The 17,113-nt window shown below is 41.5% G+C and carries 14 protein-coding genes; 8 read left to right on the forward strand and 6 right to left on the reverse strand.

The features are described 5' to 3' along the window. Positions 1–26 precede the first annotated feature (26 nt). On the reverse strand, positions 27–971 hold the full coding sequence (locus RI561_RS01380) for a DUF4097 family beta strand repeat-containing protein (RefSeq protein WP_395078421.1): 945 nt from the start codon (positions 969–971) through the stop codon (positions 27–29). 126 nt (positions 972–1,097) lie between these two features. Between RI561_RS01380 and RI561_RS01385 the strand changes: the two genes are divergently transcribed. The 8 genes from RI561_RS01385 to RI561_RS01420 all read left to right on the forward strand — a co-directional run bounded on the left by RI561_RS01385 (position 1,098) and on the right by RI561_RS01420 (position 10,381). Further along, positions 1,098–1,949, forward strand: coding sequence for a proline dehydrogenase family protein (locus RI561_RS01385; RefSeq protein WP_395078422.1), 852 nt, complete (start codon positions 1,098–1,100; stop codon positions 1,947–1,949). Positions 1,950–2,191: 242 nt separating this feature from the next. Continuing rightward, the gene (locus RI561_RS01390; RefSeq protein ID WP_395078423.1) at positions 2,192–2,572 is read left to right on the forward strand and encodes a hypothetical protein; all 381 of its coding nucleotides are present in this window, start codon (positions 2,192–2,194) and stop codon (positions 2,570–2,572) included. A gap of 111 nt (positions 2,573–2,683) precedes the next feature. Then, the gene (locus tag RI561_RS01395; RefSeq protein WP_395078424.1) at positions 2,684–4,816 is read left to right on the forward strand and encodes a hypothetical protein; all 2,133 of its coding nucleotides are present in this window, start codon (positions 2,684–2,686) and stop codon (positions 4,814–4,816) included. 49 nt (positions 4,817–4,865) lie between these two features. After that, positions 4,866–5,966 (forward strand): M23 family metallopeptidase, encoded by a 1,101-nt coding sequence (locus RI561_RS01400; RefSeq protein WP_395078425.1) that lies wholly within the window; start codon positions 4,866–4,868, stop codon positions 5,964–5,966. A 71-nt stretch (positions 5,967–6,037) separates the two neighbouring features. Then, positions 6,038–6,709 (forward strand): nitroreductase family protein, encoded by a 672-nt coding sequence (locus tag RI561_RS01405; protein ID WP_395078426.1) that lies wholly within the window; start codon positions 6,038–6,040, stop codon positions 6,707–6,709. A 145-nt stretch (positions 6,710–6,854) separates the two neighbouring features. Further along, a complete protein-coding gene (locus tag RI561_RS01410; protein WP_395078427.1) occupies positions 6,855–8,270 on the forward strand; it encodes an OmpA family protein in 1,416 nt (471 codons plus the stop codon). A 123-nt stretch (positions 8,271–8,393) separates the two neighbouring features. Beyond that, positions 8,394–8,999, forward strand: a complete 606-nt coding sequence (locus RI561_RS01415) for a TlpA family protein disulfide reductase (protein WP_395078428.1) — start codon at positions 8,394–8,396, stop codon at positions 8,997–8,999. A 95-nt stretch (positions 9,000–9,094) separates the two neighbouring features. Continuing rightward, positions 9,095–10,381: a VOC family protein gene (locus tag RI561_RS01420; RefSeq protein WP_395078429.1), complete on the forward strand. Its 1,287-nt coding sequence runs from the start codon at positions 9,095–9,097 to the stop codon at positions 10,379–10,381. Positions 10,382–10,452: 71 nt separating this feature from the next. Here RI561_RS01420 and RI561_RS01425 read toward each other — a convergent pair whose 3' ends face one another. From RI561_RS01425 to RI561_RS01445, 5 genes are all read right to left on the reverse strand, one after another. Then, a complete protein-coding gene (locus RI561_RS01425) occupies positions 10,453–12,537 on the reverse strand; it encodes a T9SS type A sorting domain-containing protein (RefSeq protein WP_395078430.1) in 2,085 nt (694 codons plus the stop codon). A gap of 85 nt (positions 12,538–12,622) precedes the next feature. Further along, entirely contained in the window at positions 12,623–13,306 is a 684-nt protein-coding gene (locus RI561_RS01430; protein ID WP_395078431.1) for a response regulator, read from the reverse strand. 67 nt (positions 13,307–13,373) lie between these two features. Further along, positions 13,374–15,506 (reverse strand): triple tyrosine motif-containing protein, encoded by a 2,133-nt coding sequence (locus RI561_RS01435; RefSeq protein ID WP_395078432.1) that lies wholly within the window; start codon positions 15,504–15,506, stop codon positions 13,374–13,376. Then, positions 15,476–16,480, reverse strand: coding sequence for a two-component regulator propeller domain-containing protein (locus tag RI561_RS01440; RefSeq protein ID WP_395078433.1), 1,005 nt, complete (start codon positions 16,478–16,480; stop codon positions 15,476–15,478). Before RI561_RS01440 ends, RI561_RS01435 begins: the two co-directional genes overlap by 31 nt. 141 nt (positions 16,481–16,621) lie before the next feature. Further along, on the reverse strand, positions 16,622–17,113 hold the full coding sequence (locus RI561_RS01445) for a hypothetical protein (protein WP_395078434.1): 492 nt from the start codon (positions 17,111–17,113) through the stop codon (positions 16,622–16,624).

Raw genomic sequence — 17,113 nt, forward strand, 5'->3', positions numbered from 1 at the left:
GGTTTTGATATTAGATTAAATACGATCTACAAATACTCAAGCCTAATTGAACCGCCGCTGGTTTTGGCTTTGATTATGATTCCGCCGCCGTTCATGCTGCCCTGAACTTCATCACGCTCGGACTCACCACTGAAATTCACTAAATCAGCATATACACGGTTGCCGTCCAGGTCTAAATCGTATCCATATTCTTGTGGAACGGTTATGGTGATGCTTCCTCCACTGGTTCTGAGTTCAATAGACTCAGATGGAGCCAAAACTTCAGCCCGTATCGACCCACCGCTGGTACGTGCCTCAAGCTTTCCTTCGATTCCATTCAGGCGGATACTGCCGCCGCTGGTTCTGGCATCAAGGTTGCCCGCAATCGTTTCTGCCCGGATGGTGCCTCCACTGGTATGAGCTTCCACATCTCCCTGAATATCGTTCATGGTGATACTGCCACCTGATGTTCTCAGGTTCATTTCGCCCCGGATCACCTCGGTCGTAATACTGCCGCCGCTCGTTCTCAATTCCTGGGACCCATTTAGGTTTTTAGCGGTCAGGCTGCCTCCACTCGTGCGAAGTCGGGTTCGGGTATCGGTGGGAGCATATACCACAAAGGAGATGGAATAATTGCTGTTCCAGTTCCAACCCCTCGATTTTCTATCGGCAATAGCTTTTATTGTATTTCCATCTTGCCCAAAGCTGATCTCGTATTCGTCCAGGTCTGCTTCGCCGGGATCTACGAAGTTCCCTCTTCGGCGAACGAACATCTCAACGCGCACTTCATCATTGTTGCTGCCTTCAACGCTGATACTTCCACCGGATGTTTGAACTTCCAGGCTCACCGGCCCGGACACATTAAAGGTTTCAGTGCGGTAAGCATCCTCACTTGACTGGGCAAAACCAGTTTGAATAGCTAAAAGCATCAACGCTAAAAAAGCCGTCCACGAAATTGCAATACTCCAAATATATCTTTTTTCTGTACTCATCTTATTTTTCCATTAGTTTATGTAACTGTGACTTACACGATCAATTTTTACGATAGTTACAATTTGAGGTAGTGACAGAGTGTTAACAATTGTTTAACTTTTCGCGCCTTAAAAAATTGGAGCCCCATGAAATTACCGTTCATATTTGCGAAGCGTTTTGTTGCCGGAGAGTCATTCGATGAATCCATTCCCAAAGCAAAAGAATTAAATAAAAAAGACCTTAAACTCACTCTCGACCTCCTCGGAGAAAACGTCAAGGATCGACAGACAGCTACCGACACCGTTGACTCATATATTCGCCTGCTGGAGGGAATCAAAGAGCACGGCCTGATAAGCAGCATCTCCATCAAGCTTACCATGATGGGACTGGATATTGATGCAGATTTTTGTCGTGATAACCTGTTTAAGCTGCTGGATGTAGCCAAAGCGCAAGACCAATTTGTTCGAATTGACATGGAAAGTTCTGATCATACCCAAGTCACCCTCGATATTTTTAAAGAAGCTTTTGAGACGTACGGAAAACATGTGGGAACGGTAATTCAGTCTATGCTCCATCGCAGTCATGATGATATTAACGAATTGGCTGAAATGGGGGCAGATATCAGGCTGGTTAAAGGCGCCTATAATGAATCTTCAAAAATTGCCCTTCAGAATATGCCGGACATTCGAGAGGCTTTTAAGGAACAAGCCAAAGTATTGCTGGATAAAACTCCATTCCCAAGATTTGGCACCCACGATGATGAGCTTTTAGACTGGCTGAAAGCATACACCGAAGAAAATGACATTGCTAAAGACCGCTTTGAATTTCAGATGCTCTACGGACTGCGGGAAGAAACGATGGTGCAACTCACCGATGACGGATACCACGCCCGTGTTTATGTTCCTTTTGGCACCGATTGGTTCCCTTACTTCACCCGAAGGCTTGCTGAACGAAAAGAGAATATTTGGTTTGTTTTAAGCACGATGTTCAAGAAGTGATTTCTGAAAGTTTTTTTGGACAAAGAAAGGGGCTTTCTCGCACCTCGTACCTGGTTCAAGCGTCTCGCTTGGACGACTTGTATTTAACTACTTAGTTGAAATTCAACATCACACAAGCGAGACGCTTGCGTTAGGAGTAGAGAAGTGAGTTTGGTTTTAAGGTGCGATGGTGTTGTGGTGTTACAGAGTTAAAGTTACATTCCTCTTTAATACCGTAACACCATCACACTGCAACACTTTTTATGGATACTCTCTTAGACCCTCAACTACATCGCTATCTCATCGGTACGCTATTCATGCTAGCCGGAATACTGCACTTTGTGAAACCGGGGTTTTTCATGAAGATCATGCCTGATTATTTGCCGTGGCACAAGCCTTTGGTTTTGATCAGCGGTTTTTTTGAGATCGCCGGGGGTATCGGACTTATGATTTCTTCCCTCCAAACCATCGCCACCTGGGGGCTTATTTTCTTGCTCCTCGCCGTTTTTCCTGCCAATGTCGAAATGTTTAGAAAGTACTATCGGAAACGGGGATTCACTCTTTTTTTATGGGCATTACTGTTTCGACTCCCTCTACAATTTGTGATGATTGGATGGGTGTATTGGGCGGGAGTTTTGAAGTGACGAGTGATAAAGTAGGCCTATACTAATTATGTGCCTTACTCATATTTCTTATTTCGATTGTCACAGTTTTCATAACTTACTTCATCACCTTATCACTTCATCACTCTAATCTTGAGAAAAGCATTACCCTACATTTTACCTCTTTTGGTGGGATCAGCCCTGATGTTTATTCCACTCCTTCGAGACCTGCATTTTGAATCGGCTATGCTGGCGGGAACTGTTGGTTGTTTTTGGGGTGGACTTCAGGCTGCTAAATCTGACACAAGACAAGATTTCTTTGCTACCCTTCGCATTTTAGCCTTGATCTATATTGCAGCGATTCCGCTTTTCTTCTATGCCCTTTTCACAGGATGCTTAACTATAGATGGGGTCGGCTTCTGGATCTTCATTCCTTTTCCAAGCGCCTTTTTTGGAATAGCTGTTGGGCGCCTTATTCGAGAATTCAAGTTCCCCTTTCCTAAATTTTTAACTGTTCTGATTCTCCTTTTTTGTGCCTTCGGTATTTTGATGTTCGAGTTTTTCAGTTTTCCTCAAGTCTATTTTTATAATCATGTTTGGGGATTGTGGCCGGGGCCTATTTATGATGAAGCCGTCACCCTCACCGGTTCCTTTTTCTATTTTCGCTGGCTTACTCTTCTGTGGATCATCCTATTGTGGGTACTGCCCAACTGGAGTCAAAATCTGCAAACAAAACTCATCACAGGATTTGCTCTCCTTTCCCTGATGTTCAGCTATCTGAATTTGGATGAGGCGGGGATAATCAGTCCACCAGAAACCATACAGGAACAGCTGGGCGGATATCATCAAACCGAGCATTTTGAATTATTTTTCGATGAGGATTTTTATTCAGACGATGAAATCAATTACTGGTCGGCTCGACACGAATTTCATTTCCGTCAAATAACAGAGCTTTTGGAGATCGACTGGCCCGCAGATAGAAAGATTGAATCATATTTATATGCCCATGCATGGCAAAAGAAAGATATTACCGGGGCAAAGTTTACCAGTTACGTTCCCATTTGGCTGGAACAAGATCAGCTGCACATCGCCAAGCAACAGCTGGATGGGGTGCTCAAGCATGAAATGGTGCATGTGATCTCCAAACAATTTGGGAATGATCTGTTCAATGGAAGTTGGAGTATTGGGTTGGTAGAAGGACTTGCTGAAGGCATTGCCAAAGACGCCTCGCCGCGATCAACCCTCCACCAAATTGTTGCCGGCGAAAAACCCTGGCCTGATGCTAAGGAGATGAAAACGGCTTTATCATTACGGGGTTTTTATGGCAGCGCAGGTGCTATCAGCTATACCAAGACTGGATCTTTTGTGGAGTACCTCTTAGACAACCATCCAATCTATTCTTTCAAAGATGCCTACAGAACCAATGATTTTAAGTACACCTATTATCAATCAATTGATTCTCTTGTATCAGGCTGGAATCAAACGCTGAAGCAAACCAAATTGGATTCCGTTGACCAGCAAGTCTCTGAGTTTATTTTTGCACAGCGTTCTCTTTTCGAGAAGACTTGTCCACATTCCATTTCCGAAGAACTACGTCTGTGGGACCGATACCAGTTTCAGTTAGCCAACCAAGACACTGCCACAGCTCATAAAGTATTAGATGAGCTCTACCAACTCACTCCGCAAAACGATTGGATTCAGGATGAGTGGGTCCGTGTTCAACTGCGAAACCAAAATTTTCAAAAAGCAGCAGAAGCCATCTCTAAAAATGATACGCTGCTCACGCTTCAGGTTTTAAAATCTGATGCATTGTTTTTATCGCGGGGATATGAGGCAGCCGATTCACTCCTTCAGTCAATTGCACCTGAGATTGAATCATCCAACCAACGCAATTTCCGTTATACCTTGATCCTTCGGGAAAACCAAGAACAGTGGAGCTCTCATGTCAATCGCCGATATTTGGACCTTTTCCCTGACAGCGCTGATTTCGCCTCACTCAACCTGCCAAACCAAATGTTAACCATCCAAAAAGCCACAGACCAAAAACTTGATGATAGACTCCTTTTATATTCTTCCTTGCTGTTGGGAGAGGAACAAAATCCCTACTGGTACGAGGTTTATGAAGATGTCATCCACCAATTAATTTGGCTAAAAGAGTGGGAGCTGGCTGAGGAATGGATCCATAAAACTACTTCAATCCCAGACTTAAGGCTTCGGTACCGGGAACGATTGAAGGAACAACAAGAATGGCTTCAATTTCTAAAAAACTACCCAGTTGCAGATTAGCGGTTTTATAATCATGTTTACTGAAATGATACAAGCATCGAACTACCGTATGAGTAAAAATTGTTTCCAGAATTTTTGTGGAGGATTTCTCTGTTTTCTGCTCATTTTATCGATGTCTTCCAATCAGGCTTTGGCGCAGGACTGGAGGCTTTCTGCCGGCTACAGCATCAAAAGTTTTGGGTTGAATTATGTGCCCAACCGAACTTTTAACCAAAATGTTGGGGCCGTTTCTAAAGGCATGGTTGAAGTAGAACTGGAGCGATATTTGTTTTACCGGTTTTACCTTGCCGGAAAAGCTGAAATGCTTGTGCATAATCAGGAGGATTTTTTCATTGGTGGCCCTGCTAATTTCAATCAGTTTAACCTTGGTGCGGTGGCAGGACTACAATTTCCGAAAATTGGGGTTTATGGCGGGGTGAAATTGGGCAGCGTATGGGATCTCACAGTTCAGGCTACTGATTTTAAGAATGGCAATGAATCCTGGGTTATGCCCGAAGAACCTGCCGGCGAATTAACAGCCGGGTTTACGGCCGGCATCAAGTACTATCTGCTCAATTTTGTACGCATTCACGCTGAAATAAACCGAACCTACAATCTTCCGCAGGGTGTAATGCCTCAAAGCAGTTTTCATGAAAATCCCGCTTTCCGCTCTTTCGACTTCAATCCCATTTCCTTTTCAATAGGCGTTTCTATTGGTTTACCGTGGAGTCGACCTAAAAGATCACCCAGAGAAAATGAAAATATATCCCTGCCACCTTTAGTAGAAACGGCATCGGTTAATTTTTCGAGTCCCTTGGAGGAAACGTTTATCACTTCACAATATGGACCGCGCTGGAACAGTGTTCACCAGGGCATTGATTTACATGCCGGATTCAGGGATAATATTTTAGCCGCTGAGCAAGGAGTTGTTGTAAAAGCAGGCAAGGGCAGCGGATACGGAAAGATGGTTCGGATAAAACATGGCAATGGCTTTGAGACGCTTTATGCGCATATGAGCAAAATTTCTGTGAAGGAGGGAGACCGAGTCAGCAAAGGAGATGTAATAGGTAAAGCCGGGAATACCGGAACCTCAACAGGAGTTCACCTTCACTTTGAAGTGATTAAAGACGGTAAACATGTAAATCCTTTATCCTATCTTCGTTTTCAGTAGTTTTATCTCTCTATCAATAATGTTACTTCTTTTATCTTGAATTCAATACTAAATAGTTTAAATCACAACCAATGAAAAAAGCGACATTTGTTCCACATTCAGATTACGAAGAACGCCCCGTCGATGAAATGAAAAAAAGGGCAAATGAGTTTTATAAGCTCATGAAAAAACGAAGAACGGTTCGTGACTTCTCAAGCCGGCCGGTGCCGAGAGAAATAATTGAGAATAGTATTCTTGCTGCGGGAACAGCTCCAAATGGTGCGAACAAACAACCCTGGCATTTTGCAGTAGTTAGTGATCCAGAGGTAAAGAAAACCATCCGCATTGAAGCCGAAAAAGAAGAGTATGAATTCTATAACCGCCGCGCACCTGAAGATTGGCTGGAAGATCTTCAACCATTTGGAACGGATGAGAACAAACCCTTCCTGGAAAAGGCTCCTTACCTCATTGCCATCTTTTCTCAAAGTTATATGCTGGATGAAAATGGGGAGAAGGAAAAGCATTATTACGTGAAAGAATCGGTGGGTATCGCAACCGGAATACTAATTACCGCTTTACATAATGCCGGATTAGCTACCCTTACTCATACGCCAAGTCCTATGGGGTTTTTAAATGAAATACTAGGTCGACCTTCCTATGAAAAACCCTTTCTATTGTTAGTTGTCGGCTATCCGGAAGATGGGGTAAAGGTGCCTGATATCAGTAAAAAATCCTTAAAAGAAATAGCAACTTTTACTGATTAATATTTACGTATATTAACAATTGGAACTTTCTCGCCTATATAAAGTTTAATCTATTTTACTCACCCACTCGAAACATTAATAAAAACAAACGAAGATGCTTAAATGAATACTTTGGAGCTGTCTTTTATTTTTCAGCTTTACACTTGTGAATCAATCAAATGCGCAAACCGCCGAAAACAGAACATGGCTTACCACCTATATTGGAGTCAATGAAGTAAACAGCGATAATTTTAATGAACATTTCGGCTTTCGCTGGGGCAATGACCTTGGTGGTGGGGTAGGATTACGATATTACCTCAATAATAACTTTGATGCTGAACTTGGGTTCTTCATGAGTCGTGTTGATGATGAAATTCGATGGACCCAAGATTATTACAATACCAGCCTCTTATTCCACTACAAACTTGCAAATGGAACCTTGTTTTCAGAATCAAGTGTAATTCGTCCTTTTCTGACGGCAGGAACCGGTTTCAGTTTATACCGGGGAGGCAATGTTGCCAATACACAAGGCCTGGAAGTGCCTTTGGGTTTAGGAATTGATATTCCGCTGGGTAAAAGAGTTTCTTTAACATCTAATATGCTATATACCCTCACTTTTAATGATGATATTGACGGTGATCGAGTTAAAAGTTTCCGAACTCCCGATGATACACCCGATAATATTATTCTTTATAAAGCCGGTTTTAAATTCAACTTAGGTCCTCGCGATAAGGATGGTGATGGTGTAAATGATGGTATGGATATTTGTCCTGATGTAGCCGGAGATCCCGCTTATGATGGTTGTCCCGATTCTGACGGTGACATGGTCCCTGATTACAAAGATCGTTGTCCAAATCTGGCCGGAACAGAAGCTACCGGAGGCTGCCCCGACAGAGATGGTGACAGTATTATCGATTCCGAAGACCAATGTCCTGATGTAGCAGGCTCTGCTGAATTTAATGGATGTGCTGATTCCGATAATGACGGTATTGTTTACTCAAATGATCAGTGCCCGAATGTAGCTGGATCTGAAGGCATGAATGGCTGCCCGGATTCTGATAATGACGGAATAGCTGATGCGGAAGATAATTGTCCGAATATTGCAGGTGATGCTTCAACCGGTGGTTGCCCGGATAGTGATAACGATGGTGTCATCAACTCTGAAGACCAATGTCCAAATGTTGCCGGAGAACGCGATTTCGATGGATGCCCCGGACTTGCAAGAGCCAACGAACTGGCTGAAGCCGTCAACAATGAACTTCGATTCAACTTTGATGAATCTACTATTCATAATCAATATCAGGCTAATTTGAACAGCCTTGGAGATTTCCTCGCTGATTATCATTCCTTTGAAATCGTTATTGCCGGATATACCGATAACCTTGGATCTATTGCTTATAACAAAGAATTATCCAAGGAAAGAGCGGAGGCTGTAAAAGCCTATTTAGTGAATAGAGGCGTAGATGCTTCACAGATAACTACAACCGGTCTTGGGCAGCAAGACCCAATAGCAACCAATGAAACTGAGGAAGAACGTCAAGAAAACAGACGCGTTTTAATTACGGTTTCATCAACTGAATAGAAAAACAATTATTCAATATTTATGAAGCCTTCTCATTTTTTGGGAAGGCTTTTTTTATTGATACATGAACTTGTCTCTACAAGTTATAATTGGTCGTAACAATTTCGTTTATTAGTCAATCATATGGAAAAGGATAAACCAAAATCAAAATGGTCAGCTTTAAAAAAAGAGCTGATACAGTGGACCCTCATTTTTGTGATTGGTGCTGGGTTATATGCCACCGGTTATCACACTGAAGTAATCGGGAAGCTGCAAAGTGTCATTCTATACACAGGAATTTTCCAGCCTGACACAGAAGAATCTATCATTCATGGTTCAAAGGCAGATTACAATATGACTATGATCGACTCAACCGGAAAACGAATCTCTCTTTCCGAATTTCAGGGCAAGACCATTTTCATCAACTTTTGGGCTACCTGGTGCCCGCCGTGTATTGCTGAAATGCCTAATATTCAATCTCTTTATGATGAAATTGATAACGAAAATATCGTCTTTGTGATGGCTTCGTTAGACCAAGAATCACAAAAGGCCTGGGATTTTGTCCAACGGAAGGAATTTTCTTTCCCTGTTTATTCGGTAGCTTCAAAGCCCCGTATTTATGACACCTCTGTGGTTCCCTCTACCTATGTAATATCTCCCGCGGGTGATATTGTTATGAAGCATCAGGGAATGGCTAAATACAACACCGATGAGTTCAAAGATTTTATACTTCGCATTTCTTCCCAATAGTTTTCAACTTGTATAAAGAAGGCGTTTTTCTTGATTGATTGAAAAATACGTACCTTTGCGCCGGTCAAATTCAAAAATAAAACCCAGTTCAGCTGATGGAAAAAGTAATTGCGGGCATTCAACAAATTGGTATTGGTATTCCCGATGTTCATAAAGCCACTGAATGGTACCGAAAATATTTTGGTATGGATATCAAAGTTTTTGAAGATGCCGCAACCGCTGAGCTGATGCTCCCATATACCGGCGGAAAACCGCACGACCGCACAGCTATACTCACGCTGAATATGAAAGGTGGAGGGGGATTTGAAATTTGGCAATACACCAGCCGAAAACCCCAACCGGCAGAGTTTGATATCAAAATGGGAGATCTTGGTATCAACTGTGGAAAAATAAAATCCATTAATGTTCCCCAAACTTTTGAAGAAATGACAGCGGCAGGACTTGATGTCATCACCCCACTGAAAAAAACGCCTGCCGATGAATTCACCTTTTTTGTGAAAGACCTTTATGGGAATATCTGGCAAATTGTTGAGAGCACTTCATTTTATAAGAAGAAAACACCTTCATCAACCGGTGGCGTGGTAGGAGCAGTTATTGGTTCTTCGGATATTGATAAGTCCCTAAAGCTTTACAGAGATGTATTAGGGTATGATGTAGTCGTTTTCGATGAAACTGGTTCTTTCTCAGATTTTGGAGGTTTACCCAATGGTGATGATCAGTATCGCAGGGTTTTACTGCGCCATTCGGAAGTTCGTAAGGGAGGTTTTAGCAAGATGTTTGGTCCCACTGAAATTGAACTGATAGAAGTAAAAGTTCGCGAGGGAAGAAAAATTTACGAAGACCGCTATTGGGGAGACCTTGGCTTTATTCATCTCTGCTTTGATATTCAGGGTATGGATTATCTGCAAGAAGATCTCGAAGAAGAAGGCTTTCCCTTCACCGTCGACTCTGCTAACAGTTTTGATATGGGAGAAGCGGCCGGGCGGTTTACATACGTAGAAGATCCTGACGGAACGTTGATTGAATTTGTGGAAACACATAGAGTGCCCATCCTAAAAAAACTGGGATGGTATATTGATATGACCAAGCGCGATCCTAAAAAGAATTTACCCGACTGGATGATCGGGGCGCTCAAATTCAACAAACTCAATGATCCGGAAAGCTCCTCGAGACTTTCGGGAGCTGCCAAAACGGGCTGGCTCTTTCTGGCTGCCTGGGTAGTATTCCAAATAGTTCTTTTCAATAGCGGATTGGAAAACTCCTCGGTTCAAGTTAGCAGCTGGGCCACATGGTCTTTTCTTACACTTGCATCTTTTTTCATTCCATTTTTACTGGTGAAAGGCGGGGGATCTATAAAGCGGCTTGTTCAAAATAAGGCATAAAAAAGACTGGCAGAGTGGGTCAACTCATGAATTCATGAAACCCTGCCCATCTTTAATTTATCAATACCCTATTATTTGATTAGCATCATTTTTCTGGTTTCCGTGAAATTATCAGCACGAAGCCGGTAGATATATATGCCGGATGAAAGTGCGGATGCATCAAAAACCACATGGTGTTCTCCGGCTGTTTTGCGGGTATTTATCAGGGTTTGCACCTTTCTCCCTAACAGGTCAAATATTTCCAGTTGAACATCCGCCGGATTTGCTAATTCAAAGTTTATTTTTGTAGTTGGATTGAATGGGTTGGGATAGTTTTGTGCTAATTTAAATTGATTCGGCTTTTCCACATCTTCGTTGCCCACAGTGATTTCATCAGCAACAAATTCAACTATCGTTTCTGCCGTATCCCTTTCGTTATAAGCCCGGACGGTCATCGTGGTGTTTACAGGTTCCTCAACTTCCCAATGAAATCGTCTGGTCTCCGGGTTAAATGTTGCCCCATCCGGTAAATCAAGAATCTCAACATTTGGCCTTTCTATATCTATAGTCCAGGCACTAATGTAAAATAAGAGCGTGGTATCAGCACTGCTTAGGAAAATAGGCCCATCGTTCAGCACCGCTACTTTCTTGCCTGAAATATTCGTATTAATGCTTCTTGAATAATATCCATTTCTAACATCGGAAGTCTGTGCTATTGATTCTCCGGCATTCAATCCTCTGGTGTATACCCGAGTACTTACCCATTTTTCATTTTCTATATCCCATTCAAAATCTTTGTACCCCTCGAACCCATCTCTATCCTCAAAGGCCGTTTCACTTCTGTTGCCTCTGCTTATACTTCCATCAGCATTGAAATAGAAATATATTGAAGAAATACGCCCCCATTGGTCATCGTACCGATATTCAAAATCGTATGTCTTTTTCAGTTCACCATCGGAAAGACTATATGCAACGGATTTTGTTTGCCGGCCCTGATCATCATACGTATGGTAAACCTCATTAACCACACGAAGATTTCCCTCCGATGATTGATTGTAATTTGCTATGTATATTTGTCGGCCATCCTCATTATACTCAAACACGGTTTTGGTAATTGGAGAATCTATTTCATAAGATTGAGTCTCATCATTAAACACAACATCATAGTAAATAACGGAATCGGTAAGTTGACTGCCGGCTATTTCTGAGTAAAAGGTATCATAAGCTCCGTTTAAAACGTATTCACCATCTTCCCAGTCGTAATCTCTTGCACTTACCCTGTCATCCATATTGTAATTATATCCGAGGCTGTCCCTTCTTTGCAAAGTCATACCATCATCACTCAAGCTTTTATAAACAGAATAATTGTACCGGCCATCTTCACCCTTGGAGGTATCTTGATATGACCAAGACTGAATGGCCTGTTGTCCATTTTCTTCGTAGTTGTGGAACCTTTTTGTCTCATTAAGATCGAATTGTTCTGTTAACAGGTACCTTCTTCTTTCTCGTAAGTATTCCGCTTGTTCTCCATCATCCCAACCATATACGACGGTTAATGTATCATATCCGCCTTCTTCACGGTAATAAAGGGTTCGTGTTTGTCTTTCCCACGTTTGTGTATTTGCTACATAACTATCCCATATGGTTTCCCGAGTCGAATTTTCGGTTGGCTCTTTTACATAAATATTTTTCGTTCCACTATATGGCAATTCCTGTCCCTCCTGATAATTTAGTATCTTTGTAGAATCCAGTCGGCCATCAGAATATGATGAGATCTGGTTTCTGGATAAATAATGATTCTCTTCATCCACCATGGTTATTTCCTGGAAGTAAGAATGGTATGCGTTCTCACTGATATCTTCAGAAAATGAATAATAGAAGCTGCCCGGTGTATATATTGAATCACCTTCCAGTTTGTTTTCATTATAGCGCCAGGATGTATCGCTGTAGTTTTGAACCTGGAAATTTTCCATCATTTCCTGAAAACCTTTGTACTGATCAATATGAAACTGATCTAAAGCTTTGGTTTGTGGAGAAACCTGGTAAATAAACTGCTGATGGATTTTGTCCATATAGACCTTATCCAGTTCCTCTTGCATTTGCTGCTGTGCGATAGCCTCCGTGTTAATATTAAAGACTAACAAGAATAGTGGGAGTAGTAATAGAATCTTTTTCATGGTAATAGAACTTTAAGCCAATGTTTTAACTGTGCTCAAATTCCATTTTTCCCACGAACTTTTAAATCACCCAAATTAGGTATCTTTAAATTATCTTTCTCTCCAGGGCCAATCTCACCGCTGCAGCACGCGAATTGACCTGCATTTTTTTGTAGATGTTTTTGACGTGCGTTTTAACCGTCCACGGACTTAATATTACTTCTTCTGCAATTTCTTTATTTGTCAGTCCTTCTATTACTTTTTCCAAAATCTTTATTTCGGATGGAGTAAGATCGAATGGAGTTATATCTGAATTTTTGGGATTCGCTTTGGCTTCTTTTTTTAATTGCGTCATCAAGCCAAATACTTTTCTTGCAATAGATGGAGAAATAGGGGCGCCTCCTTTGATCACTTCCTTAATAGCTGATACTACTTTTTCTATCGGTTCATCCTTTAGCATATACCCCGTAGCCCCGACTTGTATAGACTCAAATATTCGGTCATCGTCTTCAAAAACGGTGAACATAATGATATCTATATTTTTATACTCTTGTTTTACCCGAAAAGTAGTTTCAATACCTGATATGCCAGGTAATTCAATATCCATCAAAATCACTTGTGGAATGGTTTCTGCTTTGGATAAATACTCACGGCATTTCTCACCACTATCCACTGCAAAAACCAGTTCAATTTCATTGTAAAAAGAAAGGAGCTCCGATAACCTTTTTCTAAAAATGTCGTGATCTTCGACAATCGCTACTTTAATTGTGTTTTTATTTTTTTCGGACATACTTGTACCTAATTTTCACCTAAAATGGCATTTATTTCTCTCTGTTCCCATCACCCAAATGTGGTATTTATGTTTCAACATGCAGAGATATTTTCGTTCCATCTTCTGTACTAATCGAGAGCTCTCCATCAATTTCCTTGGCTCGCTTTTTCATATTTCCAAGCCCATACCCTCCAATTGCACTGCCTGACTTATCTTTAAAAACTCCATCATCTTCAATCATAGTTTTCAACATGCCATTTTTTTTGATCATTGATATTTTCAAATGTGAAGCCTCGGCATATTTCAATGTATTCTGGGATGCTTCCTGAATAATCCTGAAAATATTAAGGGCCTGTATTGCTGACAGTTCAACTTCATCATCAATATCGTGGTAATACTCAATATTCAGCATTTCATTGAATGAAGTTTGATCTCTGAAGTATAATTTCAGGTGTTCCATAAAATCCGAAGTGGTGATGCGATCCTGATTGAGGGCCCAAATGGTTTCACGCAGTTGTTTTATGGTAATTTCGGCATCATTGCGAATTGAATGCATTAAACTGGAGGACTTTTCCTTGTTATCTGCCTGGCTATATTTATCGGCAAGGCTCAAGCCCGTTTTTATATTCGCCAATTGTGCCCCAACATGGTCGTGTAAGTCCCTTGATATGCGCTCTCGTTCTTTTCGCAGTTTATTTTCCATTTCCATTTGCCGGAGTTGCTCTCGCAACCGGCGTTGCAAAATATGCCGAATCCCAAGAATAAATCCCGCAAAAAGAACACTCCCTGCTGAAATTCGAAACCAAGCTGATTCCCACCAGGGTGGGGTGATTTTAATCGGCAAACTGATCCCTGCTTCATTCCATACGCCATCACTGTTCGATGCTTTTACCCTAAAAGTATAGCTGCCCGACTCCAGATTGGGATAATCCGCAAAATTTCTTGTACCTGGATACACCCATTCACTATCAATACCCTCCATTTTGTATGCATATTGATTAGCGGAAGGATTCTCAAAATCCAGAGCTGCAAACTCAAATGAAAGGAAGTTTTGATTGTAGTTAAGCATCAGTGATTTTTTAAACACAGTATTCGTGTCGCTATCATGAGATTCATTGAAAATCTTTATATCCGTTAAGTAAATAGGAGGAGGGGTCTCGTTAATTTTTAACTTTTCCGTGTCGATGATGTTAAATCCTTCAATGCCACCAAAAGCCAAATGGCCATTGGATAGCTGATGATACGCGCCGGTATTGAATTCAAGGTTTTGAATGCCTTCTTCCGGTGTAAACGTATTGAAATTGAGCGTTTCCGTATTCAATCGGGCTAACCCACTATTGGTACTGACCCAGATAAATGACTTATCAGCATCCGGCAAAATTCCATAGGTGCTGTTGTTGGGCAACCCTTGTTCGGTTCCAAGCCTTAGGAACTCACCGGTGTTTGCATTCCAGCGATTAATTCCCCCTCCATACGTAGCGAACCAATACGTGCTGTCGTTTTGGTGATATATACTTCTTCCGTCATTAAAAGAGAGTGAATTTTCATTATCAGGGTCATGTCGCAAAACTGAAATATCACCTAAAACTCCCCCGTCGATATCAATTTTAGAAAAACCATTTTGCATTGTGGCCAGCCAGATATCACCATTTTGGTCTTCATAAATCCTTCTGATTTTATTACCGCCTATGGTGTTTTCTTGTGCTTGTGCCGGCAGCAATTGCTCTACATTTACCGGACCTTCATTTAAAATTGATTTGGGCTCTCTTACTAATTGTAATCCATTGCCCTCATATCCCAGCCACATCCAGCCGCGACTGTCTATAAACACTTGATGGAGCAGATAAGATGCAATGAAACTATTTTCCGGAGTGAAGTTTTTGATCTCTCCGATTACTTTACCTTGTGAACTCAAGGGCACATAAAACAATCCTCTTCTGTTGCTTACTACCCAGAGACCACTCAAATCTCTTTCAAGTGACCAAATTGACCGGTCTCCAAAAGTCTGTTCTACTACCGACTCAGTTGAAACAATCCCTGTTTTTCGGTTCAAAAAATAAAGGGCGTTGGATCCGCCGAACCATAAACCTTTGCCCGGTTCATCTTCGAAGGCAAGCATAAAGTCAGTCCTCATTTCGGACTGAGTCGAAGTATTAAACAGCTTGAAGGTCGTTTGTTCTTTAAGCCTCACAAAACCTTTCCCCAGCTTGCTGCCCAAATACCTCCTTTTGGATCTTTATATAGTTTTGTAGGACTGAAGAGCTCTCCATTGACCCAAATTTGCTGGCAGAAATCATTGTCGGTTAAAATGTTCTTTGCACAAATACCAAGATCACCGGCGCCATAAATTAGATAATCGCCCGATTCAATGAATTGCTTGTCGCTCAATTCTATGCTGGTTCCCGATTCAATGGACTTGTTTACAGATTCGGATAGTGCACTCTTATCCACTTTTAGCAACGCTTCACTATCACCGGAAAACCAAATATTGCCGGTTTTGTCAACGAGCAAACGATTCAGATTCGGCAATGCACCAAAAGAACTTAAATCAATTTGCTCGGTTTCAATAATCTCTTTTTGGCTATCTTCTCTGAACGCTTTCACTTCTTCTGCACTGACATAGAATAGTCCGGTAAATGAGGCCCCAATCATACTCCCATCATTGAACATCACTACGGTATTAGGACTGCTAACCTGTCTGCCGGTATCTACCTCCCTGATTTCAGCCTTTTGATAAGTACCGGTTTGTGAGTCAAAAACACCATAACTTTCTTCTCCTACTGATGCCCAATAGGTTCCTGTATTATCTTTGAAAAACAAGTTCAGGGGAGCATTTGGAATACTATTCTTATTCTCTTCTGAATATTTAAAGTGTTGAAAACTTTCTGTGACGGGATCAAATTTATTGATGCCGCCATCCCGGGTTCCTATCCATAAACTGCCGTCATCATCGGCTAAGATACCATGTATAAAACTGTTTGAGATAGAGGTACTGTCGGTAGCATCATGACGATATATTTTTACTCCCTTGCCATCGAATCGATTCAGGCCATCGATAGTTCCCACCCACAGAAATCCATTTTGGTCCATGGACATACCCGTAACTGTATTATGAGATAAGCCCACATTTTGAGCATGATACCAAGAGGCTTTAAAAGAAACCGGTTGCCCGTTCAACTTTACAAAAGCCATTAATAAAAATAAGATTGTCCCAGCAGCCCGCATCGAAAACAATGAATTTAGTTTCCGATAATATCTTAAATTTTTTGGTGTAATTGAGTTTTTTAAAAAACCTTAATCTAAGGTAGGTCTAAATGCTATGTAAACCACTCTTTAGTGTTTGGGAACCAAGGGAGCACTTCCCGGTAATTCTTCACGTTCTCCCTCCGGTATTTCCATTAGATAGTAAGACGCTTGAACTGAATCGTATTTGATGGTATAATAAAGATCCTGTCCATATAATTGCATACTTCCCGATAATTTTCCATCACGGATAAATATAGAAGCAGCGCCGGTTTCTTTATCCTCAACGTCAGCTCTTATTGACTGTATGCCCGGCAGGGTTTCTTTATTATCTCTGACTGCCAGTCGATACACCTCATCGCCATCCGTTAATGAAACCGTTAGTGTATCGCCTTTATTCAATCCTTGCACACGCTCCAGCGTCAAATCTGTGTAAATCAGATTTGATTCAGCAACATTTTCTGAGGTGGTCTCTGAAGTTTGATTTTCTGTTTCATTCTCTTTTTTGTTTCCGCAGGATGTTATTAAAAACAACATCAACAAGGCCCCTAAAGCGATGAAACTATACGTTCGTACTTTCAT

The sequence above is a fragment of the Gracilimonas sp. genome, assembly GCF_031581265.1.
In the GTDB taxonomy this organism is placed as follows: domain Bacteria; phylum Bacteroidota; class Rhodothermia; order Balneolales; family Balneolaceae; genus Gracilimonas.